This window comes from Pelomonas sp. Root1444 (assembly GCF_001426885.1).
GTDB lineage: Bacteria > Pseudomonadota > Gammaproteobacteria > Burkholderiales > Burkholderiaceae_C > Pelomonas.
The window spans coordinates 61,249-81,773 of sequence record NZ_LMFP01000010.1 but is presented as its reverse complement, the minus strand read 5'-3'; the positions used below and the strand labels follow the sequence as shown (position 1 = coordinate 81,773).

Below are 20,525 nucleotides of genomic sequence, written 5' to 3'. Positions count from 1 at the left end.
CGCCGATGTCCGCCGAAGCAATCCTAGTTTTGCACCAACAAAGTGCATTTTTTCGACTTTGTAAACATCTCCAAGCACGGTACTTTCTTGTAGTGAAATCGCGACACACCCGCAGTCCATCTTCTCCATCGCGCTCGCTCCCGGCGCCCCGGCACCTCCTCCACATGGCTCAACCCTTCCCTTTCCGCATCGCGACCCGCCCCATGCTGGGCGCCCTCATTGCCGCCTTGCTCGCCGGTTGCGCAACGCAGCAGGCGGGCAAGACCAGCGAACTGACGCTGCTGTCCATCAACGACTTCCACGGCAACATCCAGCCGGCCAAGCCGACGCCGTTGATGCCCCGCCTGCCCGACCCCGCCACGGGCGAGGTGAAGCCCCAGCCGGCGGGTGGCGTGGCCTATCTGGCGACAGCGCTGGCGCAGTTGAAGGCCAAGAACCCGGACGCTCTCGTCGTCGCCGGGGGCGACCTGATCGGCGCGTCGCCGCTGATCTCCAACCTGCTGCGGGATGAACCGACGCTGGCGGCCCTGTCGGGATTCGGCATCTCGGCCAGCGCGCTGGGCAACCACGAGCTGGACGCCGGCCTGCCCGAGCTGCTGCGTCAGGCGCGCGGCGAATGCGGCCCGAACGGCTGCCTGTGGCCGGGCTACAAGGGCCCGGGCTTTCCTTACCTCGGCGCCAACGTGCTGGACGCCAACACCGGCAAGCCCCTGCTGCCCACCCATGTGATCCAGCAGGCGGGCCGTCTCAAGGTGGCCGTGGCCGGCGTGGCCACGAAGGACACCCCTTCAGTCATCGTCGCCCGCGCCATCCAGGGCATCCGCTTCGCCGATGAGGCCGACACGCTGAACGCGCTGGTGCCGCAGCTGAAGGCCGCCGGCGCGCAGGTGCTGGTGGCCGTCATGCACGAGGGCGGCGTGCAGGCCCAGGGCGCCAGCGCCAATGACCCGAGCTACGCCTGCCCGACGCTGACCGGCCGCGTGCAGGACATCGCCAAGCGGCTGGACCCGGCCTACGCCGTCATCATCGGCGGCCACACCCACCAGGCGTACACCTGCAAGATCAACGGCCGCCTGGTTGTGCAGGCCGGCAGCTACGGCGGCTGGATCACCGAGACGCACCTCAAGCTGGACGCTGACGGCCGCGTGCTCGACGCCCAGGCCGTCAACCATCCGGTGCTGCAGTCGGTCTACGCGCCCAACCCCGCGCTGGCGGAGCTGGTCGCCCGCGCCGCCGCGATGACCGAGGCCGCGCGCAACAAGCCCGTGGCGACGCTGCCCAGCGGCGCGACGCGCCACGCCAAGGAGCCCAACGGCGATGCCCCGCTGGGCAACCTCATCGCCGACAGCCAGCTTGCCTTCGCGCGCAAGCAGGGCCCGGCCGACGTCGCCTTCATGAACCTCGGCGGCATCCGCTCGGACCTGGTGGTGGAGCGCGGCAAGCCGACGACGATGAGCGACCTGCTCGCCATCCAGCCCTTCGGCAACGACATCATTGCGCTGACGCTGAATGGCCAGCAACTCTGGGACATCCTGCAGCGCCAGCTGCCCAAGGCCGGCGCCGCACCGCGCATGCTGCAGCCGTCCTCCACGCTGCGCTACCACTGGCGCGCGGGCGCCGACGGCAAACCGGAACTGGGCGAGATCCTGCTCGACGGCCAGCCGCTGAACCGCACGCGCGAGTACCGCGTCATCGTCAACAACTTCTTGTCCGAAGGCGGCGACGAAGGCGGCGGTTTCAAGCACGGCCGCGACCGCGCCGTGCTGGGCACCGACATCGACGCCCTCGTCGACTGGCTGCGCAGCAACCCGCAGGCGCTGGAGCAGGCCGCCCCCGGCCGCATCGTTCGCGAATGAGGGGGCGGCGGCCGGTCAGCGCGCGCGTGCAGCCGGCCCCGCGGCGCCTGCGTCATCGGTGCGCACCACACCTAGGCGGTACGCCGCGCTCACCGCCTCGGCCCGGGTGCTGACGCCCAGCTTGGCGAAGATCGCCTGCAGATGGTGGTCGACGGTGCGCGGCGACCGGTTCAGTCGCGTGCCGATGTCCCTGCTGCGCAGGCCGGCCGCCAGCAGTTGCAGCACCGACAGTTCCTTGGTGGTCAAACCCGCCTCGTTGCGCAGCGTCGACGCCCGCGGCCCGCGAGGCAGGCCGCCGACGCCAGCGGCGCGCAGTTGGCGGGCGACGCGCTCGGCCATCGGCCGGGCGCCCAGCGACTGGAAGATCGCCAGCGCCTCGCGCTGCGCCGCCACGTCGCCGTCGGCCAGGCAACGCGCCCGTTCGTAGGGGCAGTCCAGCGCGGCCCAGGCCTGGGCCGCCGCAGGCCACGCGCCGCCGGCCTCCACGGCGTGCACCTGCGCCGAGCAATGGTCGGGCAGCGCGACATCCTGCCCCGCCCGCCGGCACCACATGACCAGCTCCGCCGCATGGCGCGCATGCCGCTTGGCCAGCGCCAGCGGCAGCGCGGCGGCGGCTTCGAGCGCGGCGGCGTCCGGGCGCCCTTCCAGCCACGCGGCTTCCGCACGTGCCGCATGGACCGGCGCCAGCCGCTGCAGCGCCGCGGCGCCGGCCGCGAGGCCCGACGCGCGGTCCAGCGCCGCCCACGCCGGCGCCGTTTCGCCGCGCCTGGCGTGCAGCCGGCCGAGCGCGATCAGCGCCATGATGGTGGCGATGGGCGCGGCGCGGCGCTCGCCGATCACCTCTTGCGCGGCGGCGCCTGCGTCGTCCCAGCGGCCCTGCAGCAGCCGCACATGGGCCAGCCACGACAACTGGTACATGCGCTGCGAGTCGAGGTCGCGCTCGCCGCAGAACGCGATGCCACGCTGCAGCAGCGCATCGGCCTGCGGCAGCCGCAGCATCTCGGCACAGGCCGAGCCGAAATTCGCCAGCGCCATGCCCAGCATCTGGTCGTCGCCGACCGATTCGGCCAGCGCCACTGCACGGGCCAGCGCCCGCATGCCGTCGTCGACCTGGTCCAGCGCCATCTGCGCGCTCCCGAGCGTCACCAGCGCATGCACGAGGCTCGTGCGGTCCTGGCGGTGTTCGGCGTCGGCCAGCACCGGCGCGACGAGGCGGATCGCCTCGTCACTGTCCTGCACCAGCATGCGCAGGCCCGCCGCCGCCCGTTGCACCAGCAGCGCCGCGTCCGTCGCGGCGCCGGCGGGCAGCAGCGCCCGGGCCTGCTCGAGGGCGACGTCACCCTCCGCGCTGCGGCCCGCCATGACCAGCAGCAAGGCCAGGCGCGACTGTGACACCGCCGCCTGCGCCGCCTCGCCCGCTTCAAGCCACAGCGCGACGGCCTGCCGCCGTGCTGCCATGGCCTGCTCCAGCTCGCCGACCATCTGCACCTGGATGGAATGCTGCTCCAGGCTATGCGCGCGCCCGGCAGCCGTGGCGGCGCGGTCGGCCGCAAGGCGCCAATGCGCCGCGGCCTCGCGGTGCGCGCCCCGGCGGGCCGCCTCCTGGGCCGCCATTGGCGCGAATTGCCGGATGGCCGCAGCGTCATCCGCGCCAGCGGCGTGGTGCACCAGCCGTGCCGCGTCGGCATGCGGCGCGTCCGGCGCCTGTAGCGCCAGCAGGCAGCGGCGGTGCAGCGCCGCGGCTTGCGACGGCGTCATCGCGCCGCAGATCGCCAGCCGCGCCAGCTCGTGCCTAAAGCTCAACGACTGCCCGTCGGCGCGCAGCACACCCGTGGCCAGGCATTCACCCATCGCGCCGCGGTCCTGCGGCACCAAGGCCTGCAGCAGCGCAGCCTCCACACGCGGGCCCGCCACCGCCGCGGCATCCAGCACCGCACGCGCCGCGGGCGACAGCCGCGCCGCGCGGGCCAGCACCGCATCGGCGACATGCGGCGGCACGCTCAGCTGCCCGGTCGGCACGGCGGCCAGCACCTCGGTGATGAAGAACGGGTTGCCCGCCGTGCGCCGGTGCAGTTCGGCAGCATCCACCGTGCGGTCCCCGCACAGCACCTGCACCGCCTGCAGCGACAGCGGCGCCGGCGCAAGGCGCAGCACGCCGGTCGTGGCCAGGTCACCCAGCACGCCGCGCAGCGGGTGCGACGGCACCAGCTCGTCGTTGCGGAAGCTGGCGACGAGCAGCGAGCGGGTGCGCTGCATGCGGCGGCCGGCATAGCGCAGCAGGTCCAGCGTCGCGCCGTCCGCCCAGTGCAGGTCTTCGATGATCACCAGCGCCGAACGCTCGGTCATCAGGTCGAGGAAGGCGACGAACTGGCGGTGGCGGTCGCCGCCAGCCGCCGTGCCGGAACGGCCGAGGATGTCGTCCAGCGCGCCGAGCGGGCGCGGCGTGGCGAGCGCATCGCAGCCGCCCCAGTAGACCGGCAGGGTCTCGAGTTGCGCGCGCGCCAGGCTGCGCAGCAGCGTGGTCTTGCCGATGCCGGCTTCCCCCTCGACGAACACCAGCCGCCCGGCGCCGCTGACCGCAGCATCGAGCTGGGCCTGCAACTGCGCCAGCAACCCATCGCGTTCGAGCAGCTTCATCGATCGATGCTAGCAGCGCGGTCAGGCGGCAGCGATGCCGCGCACGGCCCAGGCACGCGCACCCAGCTCGAAGGCGTCGCCCGCCCGCGCCGCGAAACGCTGCCGCAGCCGCTCGCGCAGCTGCTCGCGCTGGGGTGCCGGCAAGCCCATCGCATGCGCGGGCGCCGGTCCCTGGCCGCGCAGGAAGGGTTGCCAGTAGTCGTCGAAGTTGGCGAAATGCATGGCGATGTCGACCGCGCGCGTGGCGACCTGCGCCAGCCCGCATTGCTCGAACAGTGCGGCGAGCGCCTCGGGCCGGCACAGCGCCACGCGCGGCCCGGTGTCCTGGCTTGGCACGGTCGGGTCCAGCTCGCGCGCGGCGTCCCAGTAGCCGCGGATCAAGTCCATGCGCCCGCCATAGTCCCAGACATAGGCGGCGACGCAGCCGCCCGCGGCGGTGACGCGTGCCATCTCCTTCACGACGGCGGCCGGGTCGGCAGCGAAGTTCAGCATCAGCGCCGCCACCGTCGCGTCGCTGCAGCCGCCGGCCAGCGGCAGCGCATCGCCCGACGCGCAGTGCAGCTCGGCACGGTCGCCCAGCTGTTCGCGCGCCTTGCGCAGGAAGCCTTCCGAGGGGTCGACGCCGGTCACACGGGCCGGCGCGCAGCGCGCCAGGACGGCCGCGCTCAGGGCGCCGGTGCCGCAGCCGACGTCGACCCAGCGCTGCCCGGCGGGCCGGTCGAGCCAGCGCAGGAAGGGCGGCGCCACCTGGCGGCTCCAGCGGCCCATGTAGCGTTCGTAGGCGTCGGCATGCAGCCAGACGGGCTTGGCAAGCAATGCGTCTTGCATGTCAGCCTCCGAGATGGCGTGCCGCAGCGAGCGCACCGATGCGGCGGCCCAGCTCGGCGCCCGCCTCGGTCGAGAAGCGGAAGTGCATGCCGCCATAGACGCGGGCGTTGCCGACCTCGCGCACGAAGTCGTCCAGCGTCGCCCAGCCGCGCTCCGCGCCGTTGGCCGAGGCGCTGCGGGTGCGCAGTGGCGTCGCCGCGCCCCTGGCCATCTCCGCCTGCAGTACCGCGGCCACGACGCCCGACTGCACGCAGTGCGCGCAGGGGTACTCCGGGTGCATGGGCGTGGCCAGCAGCGGCTGCCAGGACGGGTCCTGCGGCGTCGCGGCGTTGCCGTCCTGGTCGGCGTTGCGAATGGCGGTGATGGGTCGCCACGCCGCGTGGTGGTACTTGGCGTCGAAGACCGCGATCATGGCGTCGTCCATGCCCTGCGTCAGCGCCACGAAGAGCCGGGCGTTGCGCAACAGGTCGCGGCCGGGCTGCTGGGCCAGGCTCCGCGCCAGCATGTGATAGATCGGCGGCACGGTGGTTTCCCAGAAGCGCGCAATCTCGGTCTGCTCGGCGCTGCGTCGGCTGCCGGTGCGCGCGCCGAGGGTGCGCGTCTCGTTGAAATCGCGCGCCCAGCGCTCGCTGGCCAGTGTGGGCGGCGGGCCGGGCCGGAAAGCGTTGCCACTCGGCATCACCCATGGGCGGCGCTGCGACCACTGGGGCACGGCCGGCACCGTCGTCGGCACATAGCGTCCGGGCGTGGTGAACGGACGGTAGGCCTCCTGCGTGGCGGCGCCGTCGTCCTCGCGCTGGGCGATCAACGTGGCGGCCGCCTGATCGCCCGCGCGCGTGCCCGCAGTCTTGGCGGCTCCGTCGGGCAGGGCGGCCATCGCCGCCTGGTAGGCGCCATCGATCAGGGGCTGCTGGACGGGCAGCAGCTTCAGCAGAGCGGTGCGGTGGGCAGCGGCGATGGCGGCCTCCATCGCGACGCGCTTGTCCTGGACCGCACCGTCCGATGCGACGCCCTCGGCGGCTTGCAGGGCGGCCGTGTGCGCGATGGCCATGATGCGGTTGGCCGGCTGGGCAGGCAGGCCGGCCGCGACGACCGCGTCGCAGCTGCGCTCGTTCCAGTCGGTGACGGCGTCGGCGCGGGCGGCGGGGGCCGACAGTGCGGCCAGTACGACGAGGATGGCGGGAAGCTTGGGTTTCACGAAGACCTCCTGGGATGAGAGGCTGTGAAGGTAGGCGGCCGTGGCACGACGCCATAGGGCGGAGTTGCCTAGATTGCGGGGGTTCGCCGGCCAGGGACGGGGTGCTTGCCACCGCTGAAGGGAATGCTCGGAATCCGCTGGGGCGGATTCCTCGGCCTCGCTGGCACTCGGCCCGTGCCTGCGGCACGTCCAAGGACAGCCACTGGCTGGCCTTGAGCGAACCTGTGGGTCTCATCCCAAGGCCCTTTCCAAATGCGAACGGCCCCTGATGGGGCCGTCTGCATTTGGAGCGGGTGATGGGAATCGAACCCACGTAGTCAGCTTGGGAAGCTGAAGTTCTACCATTGAACTACACCCGCATCGGGCCGCGAGTTTACAGGCCCGCGCCGGCCGGCCGGCGAACCTCGGGCGCGACCCGCGGCTACAGTCGCGCGAATGCCGCCCCCCGCTGTCGCCGCCCACCACCCGCCCGCCACGCTGTTGATCGCCTGGCGCCAGTTGCTGAGGGATTGGCGGGCCGGCGAGTTGCGCCTGTTGATGCTGGCCGTGGCGCTGGCCGTCGCGGCGCTGTGCGCCGTGGCGTTCCTTTCGGACCGGCTCGACCAGGGCCTGCGCCGTGATGCGGCCCAGCTGCTGGGCGGCGATGCCGTCGTGGCGAGCGACCAGCCGACGCCGCAAGCCCTCGTCGACCTCGCCGCCGAGCTGAAGCTGACCACCGTGCGCAGCGCCAGCTTCCCGAGCATGGCGCGTGCCGAGGAGGCGCAGGGCGGCGAAAGCCGGCTCGTGTCGGTCAAGACCGTCAGCAGCGGCTACCCGCTGCGCGGCCGCATCGTGTTGCGCAGCAGCCTGCCCGGCCCCGGCAGTGCCCCCGCGGCCGGCGAGGTCTGGGTCGACCCTGCCGTGGCCGACGGCCTGGGCCTGAAGCTGGGCGACATGCTGCTGCTGGGCGACAGCCGCCTGAAGCTGGCGGCCCTCATCGAGACCGAGCCGGACCGCGGCGCCGGCTTCATCAACTTCGCGCCGCGCGTCATGCTGACCGAGACCGACCTGGCCGCGACGCACCTGGTGCAGCCGGCCAGCCGCATTACCTACCGCCTGGCGCTGGTGCCCGCCCCCGGCGCGGCGCCGGATGCAGTGAAGCGCTTCGTCACACGCGCCGAGCAGCTGGTCGAGCAGAACAAGCTGCGCGGCGTGCGCCTGGAGTCGCTGGAGTCGGGCCGGCCCGAGATGCGCCAGACGCTGGACCGTGCGGCACGCTTTCTGCGGCTGGTCGCGATGCTGTCGGCGCTGCTGGCCGCCGTGGCGGTGGCGCTGGCGGCGCGCGATTTCGCGGCGCGGCACCTGGACGCCTGCGCGATGCTGCGCGTGCTGGGCCAGCCGCAGCGCCGCATCGCCTGGGCCTACGGGCTGGAGTTCCTGCTCGCCGGCTTGGCCGCCAGCCTGGCCGGGGTGTTGATCGGCCTGGGGCTGCACCAGGTGTTCGTGTCGCTGCTGGCCGGCCTCATCAACGTGACGCTTCCGGCGCCCAGCATCTGGCCGGCACTGCTCGGATTGGGCCTGGGCCTGTCGCTGCTGCTGGGCTTCGGGCTGCCGCCGGTGCTGCAGCTGGCGGCGGTGCCGCCGCTGCGCGTGATCCGCCGCGACCTGGGCGCGCCCAAGGCGGGCTCGCTGCTGGTGCTGGGCGCTGGCGTGGCGGGCCTGGCGGCCATCCTGGTCGTGCTGGCGGGCGACGTTGTGCTCGGCGGCATCGCGGCGGCCGGCTTCGCGGGTGCGGTGCTGCTGTTCGCGCTGCTGGCCTTTGCCGCGGTCAAGCTGCTGCGCCGCGTCGTGCCGACCAACGTCAGCGGCGCCGGCGTGCCGCGCTGGCTGCTGCTGGCCACGCGCCAGGTCGCGGCGCGGCCGGGCTTCGCGGTCATGCAGGTGGCGTCGCTGGCGGTGGGCCTGTTGGCCCTGGCCTTGCTGGTGCTGCTGCGCACCGACCTCATCGACAGCTGGCGCCGCGCCACGCCGGCGGCGGCGCCGGACCGCTTCGTCATCAACATCCAGCCCGACCAGGGTGAGGCCTTCCGCAAGACACTGCAGGAGGCCGGCGTGAAGGACTACGACTGGTACCCGATGATCCGCGGCCGGCTGACCGCCATCAACGGCGAGGCCGTGCAGGCCAAGCGCTTCACCGAGGACCGCGCCCAGCGCCTGGCCGAGCGCGAGTTCAACCTCAGCCACACCGGCGCCCTGCCCGCGCACAACCAGCTGGTGGGGGGCGCCTGGGGCGCGGCACCGGCGGGCGAGATGGGCATGAGCGTCGAGGAAGGCCTGGCGCAGACGCTGGGCCTGAAGCTGGGCGACCAGCTGGCGTTCGACATCGCCGGCCAGCCGGTGCAGGGCCGCGTCACCAGCCTGCGCAAGGTGGACTGGTCGTCGATGCGGGTCAACTTCTTCGTGCTGTTCGAGCCCGCCAACCTGCCCGACCTGCCATCCACGCAGATCGCCGCCTTTCGGCTGCCAGCCGGCGCGAAGCTGGACCGCGAGCTGGCGCGGCAGTTCCCCAACCTCACCGTCATCGACGTGTCGGCCCAGCTCAACCAGGTGCAGGGCGTGCTGGACCAGGTCATCCAGGCGGTGCAATTCCTGTTCGGCTTCACGCTGGCGACCGGCCTGGTCGTCCTGCTGGCCGCCGTGGGCAGCACACGCGAGGCGCGCACGCGCGAGTTCGCGCTGATGCGGGCGCTGGGCGCGCCGTCGTCGCTGCTGGCACAGGTGCAGCGTGCCGAGCTGCTGGGCGTGGGCGCGCTGGCCGGCTTCCTGGCCGGTGGCGTGGCGCTGGTGCTGGCCGCGCTGCTGGCGCGCTATGTCTTCGAGTTCGACTGGGCGATCAAGCCTTGGGTGCCGTTCGTCAGCGCGGTCTGCGGTGCACTGCTGGCCTGGAGCGCCGGCTGGTGGAGCCTGCGCGGCGTGCTGCAACGGCCGGTGATGCAGACGTTGCGCGAGGCCCAGGCGGAATGAGCGTGGCGCGCGGGGTCAGCGCCCGCGACCTCGGCCGCTACCTGGCGCTGTCCGCGGGCATCACGGTCGTCTATTACCTGCTGGGCCGGTTGGGGCTGCTGATGGTGCTGCCGCCCTACCAGGTGGCGCCCATCTACCCGGCGGCAGGCTGGGGCCTGGCGGTGCTGCTGGTGCTGGGCCTGCGCTACCTGCCGGCGGTGGCGCTGGGCTCCTTCGTCGTGCAGGCGACGATGCTGGGCGAACTCAGCAGCCAGCCGGTGCAACTGGCACTGGGCATCGGCTGCGGCGCCGCGGCCCAGGCCGCGGCCGGCACGCTGCTGATGCGGCGCTGGTGCGGCCGGCCGCTGCTGCTGGCCTCGCCGCGCGAGATCGCGGGGTACCTGGTGGCGGCGACGCTGGCCGGTCTCATCAGCCCCAGTTGCGCGACGCTGCTGCTCAGGGCAACCGACGTCATCGCCACCGCTCAGATGGGCCTGGTCTGGACGATCTGGTGGACCGGCGACCTGATGGGCGTGCTGATCGCCACGCCCATCACGCTGGCGCTGATCGGCCACCCGCGCTCGGCGTGGGCGACGCGACGCTTCAGCGTCGGGCTGCCCATGCTGCTGACGACGCTGCTGGTCGGGCTGGGGGTGGCCGTGACGGTGGAATGGGACCGCCAGCGCGACCGCGCCGATTTCGTGCGCGAAGCCAGCAACGCCGCCCAGGCGCTGGCCGGCCGGTTGCGCGAGCCGCTGCTGGCGCTGGAGAGCGTGCATGGCCTGTTGAAGGTCAAGCCGCGGCCCACGCGCGAGGAGTTCGCCCGCGCGACTCAGGGTTTCCTGGCTCAGGACAGCCCGTTGATCGCGTTGGGCCAGTCGCTGCGCGTGGCGCGCGCGGACGTCGAGCGTTTCAATGCCGCCGCGGCGGCGGACGGCTTCCCGGGCGGCTTCCGGGCGCGTGACCGCACCCGGGCGGGCGACGTCAGCCCCCCGGCGGACGAGGACATGATGGTCATCCGCCTCGTCGAGCCGCTGTCGCGCAACGCCGGGGCGCTCGGCATCAATGTGCGCACCATCCCGAGCGCGCGCGCCGCGATCGCCCAGGCGGCGGCCTCGGGCCGGCCGGTCGCGTCGGCAGGTTTCCAGCTGTCGCAGGACAAGGAAGGCGCCGTCGGCGTCGTCGTCTACCAGCGCCTGTTCCGCGCCGCGGCAGGGCCCGGGGAGGATGCGCTAGACGGCGTGGCCTTTGCAACGCTGCGGCCGGACGTGCTGCTGTCGCGCCTGTCCGCCAACTGGCCCGAGCATCTGGGCGCCTGCCTCGTCGACCTGGAGCCGGGCGCGGCCTATCCGCGCCTGGGCGGCCGGCGCGGCTGCGAGGCCGTGCAGCGCGGCAGCGACGCCGTGTTGCCGCTCGTCAGGATGCCGCTGGAGTTCGGCGGCCGGCACTGGGAGGTGCGCATCTACGACCTACCCGGGATGGTCCACGCCCCAGGGCGCAGCTGGGCCTTCGCGCTGGTGGGCCTGCTGGCCACCGCCATGGTGGGCGCGTTGCTGCTGCTGATGTCGGGTCGCACGCAGCATGTCGAAGCGCTGGTCAAGAAGCGCACGGCGGAACTGGAGCGCGAGATCGCCAACCGCGCCGAGGGCGAGCAGGCGCTGCGCCAGAGCGAGCAGCGCTTTCGCAGCATCTTCGAGACGGCACCCATCGGCATCGCCTTCACCGACCTGGATGGCGGTTTCAAGGAGGTCAACGCGCATTTCTGCCGCATGGTCGGCTACCCGGCCGAGGCGCTGGCGGCCAAACGCTCCATCGACGTGACCCACGCGGACGACCGCCGCGAGGACGTTCGCCAGGCGCGCCGCCTGACACGCGGCGAGATTCCCTTCTACCGGCGCCTGAAGCGCTATGTGCGGCCGGACGGCACCATCGTGCACGCCCGCGTGCTCGTCAGCCTGCTGCGCGGTGACGATGGCCGGCCGCAGCGGCTGGTCGGTGTCGTCGAGGACATCACCGACCAGCTGCGCATCGAGGAACTGGACCGCGCGCGCGAGGCCGCCGAGGCGGCCAACCAGGCCAAGAACGAGTTCCTGTCGCGCATGAGCCATGAGCTGCGCACGCCGATGAACGCCATCCTCGGCTTCACGCAGCTGATGCAGATGGACGCCGCCGAGCCGCTCGCAGCCTCGCAGCGCGGCCGCGCCCAGCAGATCGCCCAGGCCGGCTGGCACCTGCTGGAGATGATCAACGACACGCTGGACCTGTCGCGCATCGAGGCCGGTTCGCTGCGGCTGGAGCCGGTGGCGCTGGAGCTGCCGCCGCTGCTGGCCCGGGCGCTGGCCCTGGTGCAGCAGGGCGCGGCCGAGCGCGGCCTGGCCATCAGCCAGCGGCTGGACCCGGGCTCCCTGCGCGTGGTCGGCGACCCGACGCGCGTCACGCAGGTGCTGACCAACCTGCTGAGCAACGCGGTCAAGTACAACCGGGACGGCGGCAGCGTCAGCATCACGGCGACCAGCCCAGAGCCCGGCTGGGTGGAGGTCGCGGTGCGCGACACGGGACTGGGTTTGACGGATGAGCAGCGCGCTGCCCTCTTCCAGCCCTTCAACCGCCTCGGCCGCGAGAGCAGCGGCCTGCCCGGCACCGGCATCGGCCTGGTCATCAGCCTGCGGCTGGCCGAAATGATGGGTGGCAGCCTGCGCGCCGAAGCGCAGGACGGCCCTGGCGCCTGCTTCGTGCTGCGGCTGCCGGCGGCGGGCGCTGCCGTACCCGCCGCCCCCGCCACCGCCGCGGACGGCCCCGCAGCGCCGCAGGCCGGCCCGCACCGGCGCGTGCTGTACGTGGAGGACAACCCGCTGAACGCCGAGGTCATGCGCGGCATCCTCGAGCAGCGCCCGGGGCTGGAGCTGGAGGTGGCGCCGACGGTCGCAGCCGGCCTGAAGGCCTTGCGCGAACGGCCACCGGCCCTGCTGCTGCTGGACTGGCAGCTGCCCGACGGCGACGGCCTGAGCCTGCTCGCCCGCCTGCGCGAGCTGGGCGGCGCCGCGCCGCCGGTCGTCGTGGTGTCCGCCAATGCCCAGCCCGATCAGATGGCGCTGGCCCGCACAGCCGGTGCCGACCACTACCTGACCAAGCCACTGGACGTGCGTGAACTGCTGGCCCTGGTTGACGAATTGTTGGCATCGCCGCCAAGGTCGGAGCGGGCAGAATGACGGCCTGACCCCACCCCGAAGCGCAGCGCCCGATGAGCTCCACCGATCTCGTACCCACCACCGGCGCCCAGGCCGTGCAGACCCTCGCGCGCGCCGACGGCCGCCAGTTCCTGACCTTCCGCATCGGCGAGGAGGAATACGGCCTCGACATCCTGCGCGTGCAGGAAATCCGCTCCTACGAAGCGCCCACCCGCGTGGCCAACGCGCCGGCCTTCGTCAAGGGTGTCGTCAACCTGCGCGGCGTCATCGTGCCCATCCTGGACCTGCGCATCCGCCTGGGCCAGCCCGGCGAGTACAACGCCTTCACCGTCGTCATCGTGCTGAACGTGGCCGGCCGCATCGTCGGCATCGTCGTCGACTCGGTGTCCGACGTGCTGGAGCTGAGCGCCGACGAGATCAAGGCCCGCCCCGAGGTGCCGGCGGCGATGGACGCCCGCTTCATCACCGGCCTGGGCAAGCTCGGCGAGCGCATGCTGATCCTGCTGGACATCGAGGCGATGATCAAAAGCCCCGATTTCGGCCTCGTCGACTGAACGAAGTTAGCGGCCGCCAACTGTTTCAGCCGCTGAAACACTGCGTTTTAGCCCAGACGGCATCATCCTTAGCACTCGGTATGGCGGAGTGCTAATATTCCCTTCGCCGCCGCATCCACACGCGGCGGTTCAGAAGGAATCAAGACGATGTCTGCCTCTTCCGCCATTGCCGTTCGCGACCCTTGGGCCCTCGTGCCCTCGCTGGGCAATCTGGACGCGTACATCTCCGCCGTCAACCGCCTGCCGCTGCTGACCGCGGAGGAGGAAAGTTCCGCCGCGCGCAGCCTGCGTGACGAGGGTGACCTGGAAGCCGCGGGCCGGCTGGTGCTGTCGCACCTGCGTCTGGTCGTGTCCATCTCGCGCCAGTACGTCGGCTACGGCCTGCCCCAGGGCGACCTGATCCAGGAAGGCAACGTCGGCCTGATGAAGGCCGTCAAGCGCTTCGACCCGGACCAGGGCGTGCGGCTGGTCAGCTATGCGATGCACTGGATCAAGGCCGAGATCCACGAGTACATCCTGAAGAACTGGCGCATGGTCAAGGTCGCGACGACCAAGGCCCAGCGCAAGCTGTTCTTCAACCTGCGCTCGATGAAGCACCAGCTCAAGGCGGGCCAGAGCGACGCTGCCACGCACCGCAACACGCTGACCGAAGCCGAAGTGGCCCATGTGGCCAGCACGCTGAACGTCAAGCGCGAGGAAGTGCTGGAGATGGAGACGCGCATGTCCGGCGGCGACGTGGCCCTGGAGCCGCAGACCGACGACGAAGGCGAGAGCTTCGCCCCCATCGCCTATCTGGCCGACGACAGCCACGAGCCGACGCGCGTCATCGAGGCCCGTTCGCGCGATGAGCTGGCCGGCGACGGCATCCACCGCGCGCTGGACGTGCTGGACCCGCGCAGCCGCCGCATCGTCGAGGAGCGCTGGCTGAAGGTGAACGACGACGCGTCCGGCGGCATGACGCTGCACGAGTTGGCGGCCGAGTACGGCGTGTCGGCCGAGCGCATCCGCCAGATCGAGGTGGCGGCGATGAAGAAGATGAAGAAGGCGCTGACCGAAGCGGCCTGATCCTCTTCCACCCTTTAAAAGGCCCCTGATGGGGCCTTTGTCATTTCTGCGCCTCGGCCAGCAGCAGCTTGATGTCGTCGGCCAGGGGCTTGGCGCCGGCGCCGTAGCGCACGTAGACGCGCACGCGGCCTTCCGTGTCGAAGATGAAGCTGGCGGCGGTGTGGTCCATCGTGTAGGTCTCGGGCGTCTTGCCGGGCACCTTGGCGTAGAAGACCTTGAACTCCTTGGCGGCGGCCTTGGTCTGCTCCTCGCTGCCGCGCAGGCCGACGAAGCTGGGATCGAAGCTGGCCAGGTAGGCCTTGAGCAGCGCCGCGGTGTCGCGTTCGGGGTCGACGGTGACGAAGACGCCTTGCACTTTGTCGCCGTCGGCACCGAGCGAGCGCTTGACCTCGGCGACCTCGGCCATGGTCGTCGGGCAGACGTCCGGGCACTGCGTGTAGCCGAAGAAGATCACCAGCACCTTGCCCTTGAAATCCGCCAGGGACCGGGCGCGGCCGTCCTGGTCGGTCAGGTTGAGCTGCTTGGCGTAGTCGGCGCCGGTGAGGTCGATGCCCTTGAAGGCGGGTTTGTCGGGCGTTGCCTTCTGGCAGCCGGCCAAGGTCAGCGCGGCCAGCACGGCCAGGGCGAAGCGACGAGTGTTCATGGCAGGTAGTGGTCGATCAGGAGGGCCGCGAACAGCAGCGACAAGTGCCAGATGGAGAACCAGAAGGTCCGCCGTGCCAGCTTCTCCGAATAGGAGCGCCAGAGCCGGAAGGCATAGCCGCAGAAACCCAGGCCCAGCGCGACGGCGCAGACCAGGTAGAACCACCCACTCATGCCGGCCAGGAAGGGCAACAGCGTGGCCGCGAACAGCACCCAGGTGTAGAGCAGGATCTGCAACCGCGTGTAGTCATTGCCGTGCGTGACCGGCAGCATGGGCAGGCCGGCGCGGGCGTAGTCCTCGGCGCGGTACAGCGCCAGCGCCCAGAAATGCGGCGGCGTCCACAGGAAGATGATGAGGCACAGCAGCCAGGGCTCCGGGCCCAGTTCGCCGCGCAGCGCCGCCCAGCCCAGCACCGGTGGCATCGCACCGGAGGCGCCGCCGATGACGATGTTCTGCGGTGTCGTCGGCTTCAGGATGACGGTGTAGATGACCGCGTAGCCGACGAAGGTGGCGAAGGTGAGCCACATCGTCAGCAGGTTGACGTAGAACCCAAGCAGCGCCATGCCGGCCGCGCACAGCAGCGCCGAGAAGGCCAGCGTCTGCGTGCGGCTCAGCTCGCCCTTGGCGGTGGCGCGCCAGGCGGTGCGCTTCATGCGCGCGTCGATGCCGTCCTCGATGAGGCAGTTGAAGGCGGCGGCGGCGCCGGCGACCAGCCAGATGCCGGCGATGGCCGCGAGCATCGTCAGCGCTTGCTGCAGGTCCGGCAGGCCGGGCACGGCCAGGGCCATGCCGATGGCGGCGCAGAAGACGATGAGCTGGACGACGCGCGGCTTGGTCAGCTGGTAGAACTGCTGCCAGCGCGGGCTGTGCATGAGGGCACTGGCGGTGGACGTGGAAGCCATGGTCAGGAATCAAGGCGCTGGGTACGCGCGAGCAAGGTGGTGAGCAGGGCCAGCAGCACGGCGGCGCCGGCGGTATGGGCCAGGGCCGCAATGATGGGCCAGTCGAGCACGACATTGGACAGCCCCGAGGCCAGCTGCCAGCCCGCCGCCGCCAGCAGCGCCTTGGACCAGCCCGGCGCAACTCGACGAAGGGCCCAGGCCAGCGCGAGGATGGCGGCGAAGACGAACGCCGCGCCGGCCCGGTGGGCCATGTGGATGGCGGCCAGCGCCTCGAAGCCCAGCCAGCCGCCGTCGGCGCGCTGGCCCAGTTCGCGCCAGAGCTGGAAGCCCTGGCCGAAGTCCATATGCGGCCACCATTGGCCGCCGTGGCAGGTGGGGAACTCGTCGCAGGCCAGCACGGCGTAGTTCGTGCTGACCCAGCCGCCGAGGGCGACCTGGACCAGCGCGAGCGCCAGGACCGCGATCACGGCGCGGCGCAGCGCCGCCGGCACGGGCAGCGGCCGCGGCTCATAGGCCTCGTGCTGCCAGGCCAGCAGCATCAGCAGGCCCAGGCCGAACAGCAGGTGCAGCGTGACGATGGCCGGGAAGAGCTTCATCGTCACCGTCAGCGCGCCGAAGGCGCCCTGCACGCAGACCCAGACCAGCGTCAGCGTCGGCAGCCAGGGCGACGGCGCCGCCTCGCCCGCTCGGCGCTTGAGGCGCCAGCCCAGCACCGTCATGACGAGGATGAGCAGGCCCACGCCGCTGGCCAGGTAGCGGTGCAGCATCTCGATCCAGGCCTTGCCATGGGTGACGGGGCCGGTCGGCATCGCCACCTGCGCCGCCTCGATGTGGTCGCGGGCGCCGACCGGGCTGGCCGAGGCGTAGCAGCCGGGCCAGTCGGGGCAGCCCAGGCCGGAGTCGGTCAAACGGGTGAAGGCACCGAAGACGATCAGGTCGAAGGTGAGGAACAGCGTCAGCAGCGTCAACGCGCGCAGCCGGCCCACTGGCGCGGCATGGCGCGAGCGCTGGCGCCACCACAGCAGCGGGCCGATGGCGACCACGCCGCCGATGGCGGCGACCTGGCCGAGCGGAAGCAGGGCTTCGTTCATCGTCCGGGGTTGTCCCAGCCGGCGCTGGCCTTGAGCAGCTTGTCGAGGTCGCCCTTGAGCTTCTTGGGATCGGGGTCGGCGGGCGCGCGCAGCATCCAGCGGCCCATCGGGTCGACGAGGAAGAAATGGTCGGACAGCGCCTTGCCGGTGGCCGGCTTGAGCCAGGCGGCCAGGCGCTCGCGCGGCACGCGCAGCACCGTGACCTCGACGCCCTTCTGGCTCAGCGCCGCCAGCAGCTCGGGCCGCGGCGCCGGTTCGTCCTGGCCGATGAGCCACAGCTTGTCGACGCGGTCGCGGTTCTTGCCGAGCATCTCGCGCAGCTGGCGCTGCACGTACAGCTGGCGCTCGCAGGCCTCGCCGCAGGCGGCGGGCTGCACCACCGTCAGCAGCCACTGGCCGTGCAGCGACGCCGCGCTGACCGGGCGGCCCTGCAAGTCGGTCAGCGGCAGGTCGGCCGGGATCTCCACCGTCGGCACGATCAGCTCGCCATAGGCCGAGCCGCTGGGCTTGATGACGTAGAAGGTGAAGTAGGAGGCGACGACCGGCGCGGCGCACAGCGCCAGCAGCAACAGCATCTTCCAGCGGCCGGCGCGCTGGCGCGTGGCCGAGCGCGGGTCGGGCAGGCTGTGCACCGCGAAGCTCAATGGCTCAGGGCTGCTGCTGGCGGCAGAGCCGGGGGCGGAGGAGTTGGAACCAGACATAGAGGATCAGGATCAGCGCGCAGAGCGCGAACCATTGGAAGGCGTAGCCGTAGTGCTTGTGAAGGCCGAGGTCCGGCGCCGGCCAGTGGCGCAGCAGGCCGTCGCCGGTGCCGGGGCTGGTCTGCACGACGGTCAGCGGCAGCAGTTTGAGGCCGGCTTCCGCGGCGAAGGCGACAGGGTCGAGATTTTGCCGGATCGCTCCAGTGGCCCCTTCGCCGAGCTCGTAAAGCCGTGACGGCGAAGCGGCGAGGCGGCCGGCCACCTCGACCTCGCCGGCCGGCGTGGCGAGCGGCGGCAGCCGCCTCGGGTCGACCGCGTCGCGCGGCGCCCAGCCCCGCTGCACCAGCACGGCATCGCTGCGGCCGGCGAGCCGCAGCGGCGTGACGACGTAGAAACCGGCGCGGCCGTCCATGGGTCGGTTGTCCAGCCACACCGTGTGCTCGGCGACCCAGGTGCCGCGCAGCGCGACGCGGCGGTGCAGCTGCGCCTGGCCGATGTCGGCATTGGCGAGGGCGGGCCGCTGGCCCTCCGCGTCGATGGCGGCCTGCAGCGCGAGCTTCTGCGCGGCGCGGTCGAGCTGCCACAGGCCCAGGCGCGCGGTCAGCGCGGCGCACAGCAACGCTGCGGCGAGCACCAGCCAGCCGTGCCGCGTCATGCACGGCCCCGCGGCGGATAATCCCAGCCCATGAAATTCGTGTTCCTGATTGCCTTCATCGGCATCCTCGGTGCGCTTGCGGCCGCTGGATTTTTCATGCTTCGCCACGGCCGCGGCAACGACAAGCGCGGCTCGAACATGGCGCGGGCACTGGCGGTGCGCGTCGCGGTCTCGGTGGCCTTGTTCGCCTTCATCCTGTTTTGCTGGTGGATGGGCTGGATCGAGCCCAAGGGCGTGCCCGTGGGCCGCTGACGAGCGCCGAGGCCGTCAAAAAAAAGCGCCGCTTCCGCGGCGCTTTGCTTTTGGGCTGGGCGCCCCGTCACATCCAGTAGACGACGACGTACAGGCCCAGCCAGACCACGTCGACGAAGTGCCAGTACCAGGCCGCACCTTCGAAGCCGAAGTGGCGCTCGGGCGTGAAGTGGCCCTTCATCACGCGGATGGTGATGAACAGCAGCATCAGCATGCCCACGAACACGTGGAAGCCGTGGAAGCCCGTCAGCATGAAGAAGGTCGAGCCGAAGATGCCGGAGCTGAGCTTGAGGTTCAGGTCCTTGTAGGCGTGGGCGTACTCGAAGCCCTGCACGAACAGGAACACCAGGCCCAGCAGCACGGTGATCCACATGAAGGCGATGGTCTTGGCGCGTTGGCCGGCGATCAGCGCGTGGTGGGCGATGGTCAGCGTCACGCCCGAGGTCAGCAGCAGCGCGGTGTTCAGCGTCGGCAGCGGCCAGGGGCCGATGGTCGAGAAGGGCTCGACCGTGCCACCCGGCGCGGCGGTGAAGCCGGCGGCGGTGCTGGGCCAGATGGCCTTGAAGTCCGGCCACAGCAGTGCGTTCTCCAGGCTGCCCAGCGTGGGCACCGAGTAGACGCGGGCCCAGAACAGCGCGCCGAAGAAGGCGGCAAAGAACATCACCTCCGAGAAGATGAACCAGCCCATGCTCCAGCGGAAGGAGACGTCGATGCGGTCGCTATAGAGGCCCGTCTCGCTCTCATGGATGGCCTCGCGGAACCACTGCTGCAGCACGAAGGCCCAGAACAGCAGGCCGCCGAACAGCGAGTACATGCCCCAGCCATGGCCGTTGACCCACTGGCCCGCGCCGAGGATGACGAAGAACAGGCCGATGGCGGCCATCACCGGATGCCGCGAGGGCGCCGGGACGTAGTAGTACGGGGCCTTGCCCGGGGTCGTCGTTGCCGACATGTCGTTCTCCTGGTTCTACTCTGCGTTCTGAACTTCGTTGTGACCGGGCCGTCAGGCACCAGCCACGCCGCTGCCGATGACCCAACGGACCACCAGCACCAGCACCAATACAAACAGGGCCGCGCCAAGCACGCCCGCGATCAACACATGCACCGGGTTGAGCTTGGCGATGTCCTGCTCATGATCCTTGCCCCGGCGCACGCCGAAGAAACCCCAGGCCACGGCCGAGATCGTCTGACGCAGCGAGGCCTTGCGGCCCACGGCGTCCTTCAGGTCCTGACCCGGCTTGCTCACAGCGCGCCTTTCAGTGCCTGCACATCCGTGGGCGCCTGGCCCAACTTCACACCGCCCTTGCCCGCCACCTCGAAGAAGGTGTAGGACAGGGTGATGGTCTTCACATCCTTGGGCAGCTTGGGGTCGATGACGAACACGACCGGCCACTGCTTGCTCTCGCCCGGCTTCAGCGTGTACTCGTTGAAGCAGAAGCATTCCAGCTTGTTGAAATGCGCGCTGGCCTGCATGGGCGCATAGCTCGGGATGGCCTGCGCGGCCATGGTCCGGTCCTGCACGTTGCGGAACTCGTACATGACCTGGCTCAGCTGGCCCGGGTGCACCGTCATGTGGCGCACCGCCGGCTTGAAGTCCCACGGGCCGCGCGCATTGGTGTCGAACTCGACGGTGATCTCGCGGCTGTAGTCGATCTGGCCATTGCCGTTGGCCAGCCCCTTGTCGGTGGAGAGCGCCTGGCGCTCGGCCAGCGACAGCACGTTGATGCCCAGCGCCTCGCAGATCGACTTGTACAGCGGCACCAATGCATAGCCGAAGCCGAACATCAACGCCACGACAACCGCCAGCTTCACCAGAAGCTGCCGGTTGTCGCGGCGAAGGGCGTCCAGCAGCCGCATGTCAGTGCGCAAACAGCGTCATCTTGGCGATGAAGCCGACGCCGAAGGCCAGTGCGATCGTCAGCAGGATCAGGCCCAGCCGACGGTTGCTCTTGCGCTGCTCGGGTGTCATGTCG

At 71.2% G+C, this 20,525-nt stretch carries 18 protein-coding genes and 1 tRNA gene; 6 read left to right on the top strand and 13 right to left on the bottom strand.

The annotated features are described in order from the left end of the window. Positions 1–164 precede the first annotated feature (164 nt). Positions 165–1,856 (top strand): bifunctional UDP-sugar hydrolase/5'-nucleotidase, encoded by a 1,692-nt coding sequence (locus tag ASD35_RS11400; RefSeq protein WP_162254448.1) that lies wholly within the window; start codon positions 165–167, stop codon positions 1,854–1,856. Positions 1,857–1,871: 15 nt separating this feature from the next. Here the strand turns inward: ASD35_RS11400 and ASD35_RS28395 are convergent, their stop codons facing one another. The 4 genes from ASD35_RS28395 to ASD35_RS11380 all read right to left on the bottom strand — a co-directional run bounded on the left by ASD35_RS28395 (position 1,872) and on the right by ASD35_RS11380 (position 6,878). Continuing rightward, positions 1,872–4,493 (bottom strand): AAA family ATPase, encoded by a 2,622-nt coding sequence (locus tag ASD35_RS28395; RefSeq protein WP_056875056.1) that lies wholly within the window; start codon positions 4,491–4,493, stop codon positions 1,872–1,874. A gap of 21 nt (positions 4,494–4,514) precedes the next feature. Beyond that, positions 4,515–5,321: a class I SAM-dependent methyltransferase gene (locus tag ASD35_RS11390; protein WP_056875100.1), complete on the bottom strand. Its 807-nt coding sequence runs from the start codon at positions 5,319–5,321 to the stop codon at positions 4,515–4,517. A 1-nt stretch (position 5,322) separates the two neighbouring features. Continuing rightward, positions 5,323–6,519, bottom strand: a complete 1,197-nt coding sequence (locus tag ASD35_RS11385) for a vanadium-dependent haloperoxidase (protein WP_056875055.1) — start codon at positions 6,517–6,519, stop codon at positions 5,323–5,325. Between the two features lie 285 nt (positions 6,520–6,804). Beyond that, positions 6,805–6,878: transfer RNA gene (locus ASD35_RS11380), tRNA-Gly, on the bottom strand. Between the two features lie 76 nt (positions 6,879–6,954). On the opposite strand from ASD35_RS11380, the gene ASD35_RS11375 reads away from it, so the two are divergent. The 4 genes from ASD35_RS11375 (at position 6,955) to rpoH (ending at position 14,308) form a co-directional block, all read left to right on the top strand. Continuing rightward, positions 6,955–9,522: an ABC transporter permease gene (locus ASD35_RS11375; RefSeq protein ID WP_056875054.1), complete on the top strand. Its 2,568-nt coding sequence runs from the start codon at positions 6,955–6,957 to the stop codon at positions 9,520–9,522. Beyond that, the gene (locus tag ASD35_RS11370) at positions 9,519–12,710 is read left to right on the top strand and encodes a PAS domain S-box protein (RefSeq protein WP_056875053.1); all 3,192 of its coding nucleotides are present in this window, start codon (positions 9,519–9,521) and stop codon (positions 12,708–12,710) included. The genes ASD35_RS11375 and ASD35_RS11370 overlap by 4 nt, the downstream gene beginning before the upstream one ends. Before the next feature lie 32 nt (positions 12,711–12,742). Then, positions 12,743–13,243, top strand: coding sequence for a chemotaxis protein CheW (locus ASD35_RS11365; RefSeq protein WP_056875052.1), 501 nt, complete (start codon positions 12,743–12,745; stop codon positions 13,241–13,243). Positions 13,244–13,390: 147 nt separating this feature from the next. Then, positions 13,391–14,308 carry an RNA polymerase sigma factor RpoH gene (gene rpoH, locus ASD35_RS11360; protein ID WP_056875051.1) on the top strand — a complete coding sequence of 306 codons (918 nt, stop codon included), beginning with the start codon at positions 13,391–13,393 and terminating at the stop codon, positions 14,306–14,308. Between the two features lie 40 nt (positions 14,309–14,348). Here rpoH and ASD35_RS11355 read toward each other — a convergent pair whose 3' ends face one another. Genes ASD35_RS11355 through ASD35_RS11335 form a run of 5 tightly spaced genes read right to left on the bottom strand, consistent with a single transcriptional unit; the run spans position 14,349 to position 18,300 of the window. Further along, positions 14,349–14,951, bottom strand: coding sequence for an SCO family protein (locus tag ASD35_RS11355; protein WP_056875050.1), 603 nt, complete (start codon positions 14,949–14,951; stop codon positions 14,349–14,351). Further along, a complete protein-coding gene (gene cyoE, locus ASD35_RS11350; RefSeq protein ID WP_056875049.1) occupies positions 14,948–15,853 on the bottom strand; it encodes a heme o synthase in 906 nt (301 codons plus the stop codon). Before cyoE ends, ASD35_RS11355 begins: the two co-directional genes overlap by 4 nt. A 2-nt stretch (positions 15,854–15,855) precedes the next feature. Next, the gene (locus ASD35_RS11345) at positions 15,856–16,944 is read right to left on the bottom strand and encodes a heme A synthase (RefSeq protein WP_056875048.1); all 1,089 of its coding nucleotides are present in this window, start codon (positions 16,942–16,944) and stop codon (positions 15,856–15,858) included. After that, positions 16,941–17,576, bottom strand: coding sequence for an SCO family protein (locus ASD35_RS11340; protein WP_369819204.1), 636 nt, complete (start codon positions 17,574–17,576; stop codon positions 16,941–16,943). Before ASD35_RS11340 ends, ASD35_RS11345 begins: the two co-directional genes overlap by 4 nt. 16 nt (positions 17,577–17,592) lie before the next feature. Further along, a complete protein-coding gene (locus ASD35_RS11335; RefSeq protein WP_056875046.1) occupies positions 17,593–18,300 on the bottom strand; it encodes an SURF1 family protein in 708 nt (235 codons plus the stop codon). 30 nt (positions 18,301–18,330) lie between these two features. Here ASD35_RS11335 and ASD35_RS11330 point away from each other — a divergent pair, with 30 nt between their 5' ends. Beyond that, a complete protein-coding gene (locus ASD35_RS11330; RefSeq protein ID WP_056875045.1) occupies positions 18,331–18,552 on the top strand; it encodes a DUF2909 domain-containing protein in 222 nt (73 codons plus the stop codon). Positions 18,553–18,619: 67 nt separating this feature from the next. Here ASD35_RS11330 and ASD35_RS11325 read toward each other — a convergent pair whose 3' ends face one another. The 4 genes from ASD35_RS11325 to ASD35_RS28030 are packed head-to-tail and all read right to left on the bottom strand — an operon-like array spanning position 18,620 to position 20,521. Further along, positions 18,620–19,504 (bottom strand): cytochrome c oxidase subunit 3, encoded by an 885-nt coding sequence (locus ASD35_RS11325; protein ID WP_056875044.1) that lies wholly within the window; start codon positions 19,502–19,504, stop codon positions 18,620–18,622. A 51-nt stretch (positions 19,505–19,555) separates the two neighbouring features. Continuing rightward, on the bottom strand, positions 19,556–19,798 hold the full coding sequence (locus tag ASD35_RS11320; RefSeq protein ID WP_056875043.1) for a DUF2970 domain-containing protein: 243 nt from the start codon (positions 19,796–19,798) through the stop codon (positions 19,556–19,558). Next, a complete protein-coding gene (locus ASD35_RS11315; RefSeq protein ID WP_056875042.1) occupies positions 19,795–20,409 on the bottom strand; it encodes a cytochrome c oxidase assembly protein in 615 nt (204 codons plus the stop codon). The genes ASD35_RS11320 and ASD35_RS11315 overlap by 4 nt, the downstream gene beginning before the upstream one ends. Position 20,410: 1 nt before the next feature. Further along, a complete protein-coding gene (locus ASD35_RS28030) occupies positions 20,411–20,521 on the bottom strand; it encodes a cytochrome oxidase small assembly protein (protein WP_235538314.1) in 111 nt (36 codons plus the stop codon). Positions 20,522–20,525: the final 4 nt, after the last annotated feature.

What these genes read in the sequence shown, in the direction of transcription:
- ASD35_RS11370 (WP_056875053.1), top strand. Translation starts at nt 9,519, where the DNA reads ATGAGCGTGGCGCGCGGGGTCAGCGCCCGCGACCTCGGCCGCTACCTG.
- cyoE (WP_056875049.1), bottom strand. Translation starts at nt 15,853, where the DNA reads ATGGCTTCCACGTCCACCGCCAGTGCCCTCATGCACAGCCCGCGCTGG.
- ASD35_RS28030 (WP_235538314.1), bottom strand. Translation starts at nt 20,521, where the DNA reads ATGACACCCGAGCAGCGCAAGAGCAACCGTCGGCTGGGCCTGATCCTG.
- ASD35_RS11400 (WP_162254448.1), top strand. Translation starts at nt 165, where the DNA reads ATGGCTCAACCCTTCCCTTTCCGCATCGCGACCCGCCCCATGCTGGGC.
- ASD35_RS11315 (WP_056875042.1), bottom strand. Translation starts at nt 20,409, where the DNA reads ATGCGGCTGCTGGACGCCCTTCGCCGCGACAACCGGCAGCTTCTGGTG.
- ASD35_RS11365 (WP_056875052.1), top strand. Translation starts at nt 12,743, where the DNA reads ATGAGCTCCACCGATCTCGTACCCACCACCGGCGCCCAGGCCGTGCAG.
- ASD35_RS11345 (WP_056875048.1), bottom strand. Translation starts at nt 16,944, where the DNA reads ATGAACGAAGCCCTGCTTCCGCTCGGCCAGGTCGCCGCCATCGGCGGC.
- ASD35_RS11390 (WP_056875100.1), bottom strand. Translation starts at nt 5,321, where the DNA reads ATGCAAGACGCATTGCTTGCCAAGCCCGTCTGGCTGCATGCCGACGCC.
- ASD35_RS11355 (WP_056875050.1), bottom strand. Translation starts at nt 14,951, where the DNA reads ATGAACACTCGTCGCTTCGCCCTGGCCGTGCTGGCCGCGCTGACCTTG.
- ASD35_RS11325 (WP_056875044.1), bottom strand. Translation starts at nt 19,504, where the DNA reads ATGTCGGCAACGACGACCCCGGGCAAGGCCCCGTACTACTACGTCCCG.
- ASD35_RS11375 (WP_056875054.1), top strand. Translation starts at nt 6,955, where the DNA reads ATGCCGCCCCCCGCTGTCGCCGCCCACCACCCGCCCGCCACGCTGTTG.
- ASD35_RS11330 (WP_056875045.1), top strand. Translation starts at nt 18,331, where the DNA reads ATGAAATTCGTGTTCCTGATTGCCTTCATCGGCATCCTCGGTGCGCTT.
- ASD35_RS28395 (WP_056875056.1), bottom strand. Translation starts at nt 4,493, where the DNA reads ATGAAGCTGCTCGAACGCGATGGGTTGCTGGCGCAGTTGCAGGCCCAG.
- ASD35_RS11335 (WP_056875046.1), bottom strand. Translation starts at nt 18,300, where the DNA reads ATGACGCGGCACGGCTGGCTGGTGCTCGCCGCAGCGTTGCTGTGCGCC.
- rpoH (WP_056875051.1), top strand. Translation starts at nt 13,391, where the DNA reads ATGTCTGCCTCTTCCGCCATTGCCGTTCGCGACCCTTGGGCCCTCGTG.